We start from the raw sequence: 3,845 nt of genomic DNA on the forward strand, positions 1-3,845 counted from the left end.
CCGTCGGTGGTGTTGAACGCCGCGAACAAGCTCGTGGTGCCGTGCCTGACGTAATCGTGCGTGCGCTTCTTCGGCATCCCGGGCATCATCGGAAACGTCGGCTGGGAGCGCGCCAAGGCCTGCACCTGACTCTTCTCATCTGATGTGAAGTCTTCGGTTATGTGAAGTTGTTGATGTTTGGGCTGGTGGGGGGCTTGTCGGCGCCCGGCTTCTTCGCATAACGGCAGCTCAGATGGCTTGGCGGAGCCAGTCCAGCAGGTCCTTCCGGGAGGCCGGGTCGTAGCGGCTTGGTCCGAGGGTCTTGCCGGCGGCTGCTTCGACGGCTTGGCGTTTCATTTCTGGGTTGGCTTTGGCGTAGACCTCGGTGGTGACGATGGATGCGTGCCCGAGGATGTCGCGGATGTAGATGAGGTTGACTCCGTTTTCCAGCAGGTGCATCGCCTTCGAATGGCGTAGCACGTGGGGAGAGACCTTCTCGGGCACCAGTTCGGGCCGTTCGGCGTGCGCGGCGTGCATGCATCTGGCGAGTATGTAGGCGACACCGGCGCGCCCCAGTCGTTGGCCGGTCCTGTTGGCGAACACTGGCGCGGACGGATCGTGGGGGAGCGTGCGGACGTGCTGGGTGAGGATCTGAGCAGCCTGAGGGGTCAGTGGCACGATCCGGGTCTTGTGGCCCTTTCCGGTCAGGGCGGCGCTGGCGGGTTTGCTGAGGTGGAGGTCTCCGATCGACAGGTCACAGATCTCTTGGACCCTGGCTGCGGTGTCGTAGAGCGTCGTCAGCAGCGCCAGGTCACGTGGCCCGCGGCGTGTGGCGTGCTCCCGCAGCAACCCGATCGCTTCCACTGGCAGGTAGCCGATGGCCGGCTGGGGGACTTGAGCTGCCTTGACGCCCAGGACCTGCTGGGCTTGTGCGATCTGCTCAGGAGCTTGGGCCTGGACGTAGCGGAAGAACGATTTCAACGCGGCCAGGCGCTGGTTGGCGGTGGCGGTGGAGCATTGCCTGTCGGTGCGCAGCCAACCGAGGAAGGCGGCCACGTTCGAGGTAGTGAAGTCGGCGAAGGAGACCTTGTCCGGTGAGGTCGCCTGCTGCTGGTCCATGAACCGCAGGAACAGCGTGAACGCATCCCGGTAGGCGGAGATGGTGTTCGGGGAGCAGGCCCTGGTGACGGGCAGGTAGATCGTCAGGAACTGGGCCAACGTGTCGGCGAAAGAGCGGGCGGCGGTCATCTCACACCGCCGCTTGGGGGAATACGCCGGTGTAGGTGTCTGCCATGGCCTGGTCGATGCCGGCCCAGGCCGACGGGTCGAGGCGCAGGTAGTACTCCGCTGAGACGATGTCGGCGTGTCCCATGTAGGTGGCCAGCAACGGCAACGCCGCGTAGACGTCCACCCCGCCGGCCTGCATCTTCGCCAGGCACGCCACCGCGTAGGAGTGGCGCAGATCGTGGGCACGGGGGGCACGGCCCGAGGCGGTGGTGACGCCCGCTTGGAGCATCAGCCCCTGAATGTGCGCGGTGGCCGAGCAGGGGTTGTAGCCCCCGCCGCGCGGGGACGGGAAGAACCACGCGCCGGGATCTTCGGGGACAAGGCCGACGGTGGTCGCGTAGCGGCGGGCGTGCGCTGCCAAGGACTGTGACATCGGCACCAGCCGCGTTCGGTTGTGCTTCGCTTTGTGGACGGTGATGACGGCATCGGCCAAGTCCACGTCGCCGGCCCGCAGAGACAGTGCCTCGCCGATCCGCAGCCCGCAGCACCACAGCAAGCGGACCAGCATCGCGTAGACCGGCTGGGTTTGGGGCCCGCACCGCGAGGCGGGGCGGGCGTCGGCGCAAGCGATGACCCGGGCCATCTCATCAGCCGTGACGATCCTCGGAACGAAAGAGCGGGACTGGCGTGGCTGGGAGCGTTCGGGCAGCACCCATGCCTCGATTCCCTTCCACCGCAAAAACAGGGCGAACTGGCGGGCGATTCCTCGCCGGCCCGCGGATGAGCCAGAGGATTCTCCTTCGCGAGGCCGGGCGAACGCCTCGGCGGCGTCCCTGGTCAACACCCGCTCATCGGCGGCCCGCCCGGCCAGGAACCTCGACAGGCGCCTGACGAGGTAGAGCCGGCTGTCAGGGTAGACATAGCCGAGGTTCCTCTTGTATTCGATGTATTCGCTGAACAGCTCAGGGAACGCGCCGTCGGGAGTGATCTCAACGGCCATCGGGCACCTCCAACGCCAACGGGCGCAGGTGGGCGACGTCGACCCTGAGATACCGGCGGGTGCTATTCGCCTCGGCGTGCCCCAGCACCGCGCCGATCACAGGATAAGGAGCCCCAGACTCAAGCATCCCGACCGCCGCGGAATGCCGCAACGCATGCAGTCCGCGGTGCCGTCCGGATGCCTCGACCCCCGCCCGGGCGAAACACCCGGACACCACTTGGTGGAAGTGGTTATTCGCGACGGGCGGCTGGTGCGGGGCCCTGTGGCGCAGGAACACGTGCGGGTCGTCGACCCCGGGACGCTCGTTCTTCCAGTAGTCAATGATCGCTAACGCGCACTCATCGAGAAGTGGCAGGTCGAGCCGTCGGCCGGTCTTCTGCTGGACTAAAGACAGCCGCTGGTTTGCCCAGTCGATCTGGTCGAAGCGCAGCCCCTTGATGTCTCCCGACCGCAACCCCAGCAGCGACGCGAGCAGCATCACCGCACGATCCCGCAGAGGCGACTCAGACCGGTTGCCGGCCTCGGCCAACGCCCCGGCAACCTCGCCCGACCGGTAGACCGAAGGCAGAACCGCATCTTTGTCGGTGACGATCACCGGGAACATGGCACCCAGGGCAGGATCGACGCCATGCTCGCTCACCGCGAACCGCAGATACTCGCGCAGGAAGTACAACTGGCCAGCGCGGCTGGAAGCGGCCATCGGCGCGAGCGAGCGGACATAGGCGGATACCTCGACAACGCTGAGCGCTGTCATCTGCTCCACCCCCAGCCCGGCCAGGAACGCCAAGAACCGGCGCAGCATCCCGGCCTTGGCGCGCAGGGTCGCCTCGGCGAGTCCGCGTCCTGTGAGCGACGACGCATACGCCTCGAACTCCGCCGTGAACACCTCGGGCACCGGGATCCTCCCGCGCCCTGCCCGCAACGCGAACCGGCCTGTCTCGGCCGCATCGAACAGACAGCCCAAAGCCCGGCGGTAGAACACCTGCCACTGCTCAACACCATCGGCGCCGGCAGCCGCGCAGAACCGGTCGGCGGCCTCCCGATCCAGATGCCGAACCCCGCTCACCGCGCAGTACTCCCCGAACTGATCCCACATCCGCTGGTAGCTGGCACGAGAACCAGGCGAGTAGCCGGCCCCCACCATGAACGCGCCCGCTTGAGCCGCCAACCCGTCGACAGCAGACATCAACGATCAACCTCCTTGGTCAGACGACAAACATGACCAACCAAGGAAACCCCGCGTTATGCGAAGAAGCCGGGCGCCGACAAGACCCCCACCAGCCCAAACATCAACAACTTCACATAACCGAAGACTTCACATCAGACGAGAAATCGCAGATTCAAGCGTTGGATCGCACGCAGGCGTCGCTGCCGATCAAGCCTGGGCGGGCGGGGACGATGACCCACGATTACAAGCGCAACGGGACCACGACCCTGTTCGCTGCGCTGGACGTCCTGACCGGCAGCGTGATCGGCCAATGCCTTCCGCGCCACCGGCACATCGAGTTCCTCAAGTTCCTTCGCACGATCGACAACGAGGTCCCCGACGGCCTCGAGATTCATCTGATCCTCGACAACTACTCAACCCACAAGCACGAGAACGTGAAGAGGTGGCTGGCCAAGCACCCGCGGTTTCACC

At 65.9% G+C, this 3,845-nt stretch carries 3 protein-coding genes and 2 pseudogenes; 1 reads left to right on the forward strand and 4 read right to left on the reverse strand.

Features of this window, described 5'->3' with window-relative positions:
* The 4 genes and pseudogenes from ACLP9N_RS27120 to ACLP9N_RS27135 all read right to left on the reverse strand — a co-directional run.
* Positions 1-140 (reverse strand): annotated as a pseudogene (locus tag ACLP9N_RS27120) (IS630 family transposase); the annotation flags it as partial.
* Between the two features lie 88 nt (positions 141-228).
* Entirely contained in the window at positions 229-1,227 is a 999-nt protein-coding gene (locus ACLP9N_RS27125; protein ID WP_442410275.1) for a tyrosine-type recombinase/integrase, read from the reverse strand.
* A 1-nt stretch (position 1,228) separates the two neighbouring features.
* Positions 1,229-2,206 carry a tyrosine-type recombinase/integrase gene (locus ACLP9N_RS27130; protein ID WP_442410276.1) on the reverse strand — a complete coding sequence of 326 codons (978 nt, stop codon included), beginning with the start codon at positions 2,204-2,206 and terminating at the stop codon, positions 1,229-1,231.
* Positions 2,196-3,392, reverse strand: coding sequence for a tyrosine-type recombinase/integrase (locus tag ACLP9N_RS27135; RefSeq protein ID WP_442410277.1), 1,197 nt, complete (start codon positions 3,390-3,392; stop codon positions 2,196-2,198). The genes ACLP9N_RS27130 and ACLP9N_RS27135 overlap by 11 nt, the downstream gene beginning before the upstream one ends.
* Positions 3,393-3,529: 137 nt before the next feature.
* On the opposite strand from ACLP9N_RS27135, the pseudogene ACLP9N_RS27140 reads away from it, so the two are divergent.
* A pseudogene (locus tag ACLP9N_RS27140) lies at positions 3,530-3,845 on the forward strand (transposase); the annotation flags it as partial.

The sequence above is a fragment of the Mycobacterium sp. genome, from assembly GCF_052144515.1.
In the GTDB taxonomy this organism is placed as follows: domain Bacteria; phylum Actinomycetota; class Actinomycetes; order Mycobacteriales; family Mycobacteriaceae; genus Mycobacterium.

Coding starts and splice junctions, on each gene's coding strand:
- ACLP9N_RS27130 (WP_442410276.1), bottom strand. CDS start 2,206: ATGGCCGTTGAGATCACTCCCGACGGCGCGTTCCCTGAGCTGTTCAGC.
- ACLP9N_RS27135 (WP_442410277.1), bottom strand. CDS start 3,392: ATGTCTGCTGTCGACGGGTTGGCGGCTCAAGCGGGCGCGTTCATGGTG.
- ACLP9N_RS27125 (WP_442410275.1), bottom strand. CDS start 1,227: ATGACCGCCGCCCGCTCTTTCGCCGACACGTTGGCCCAGTTCCTGACG.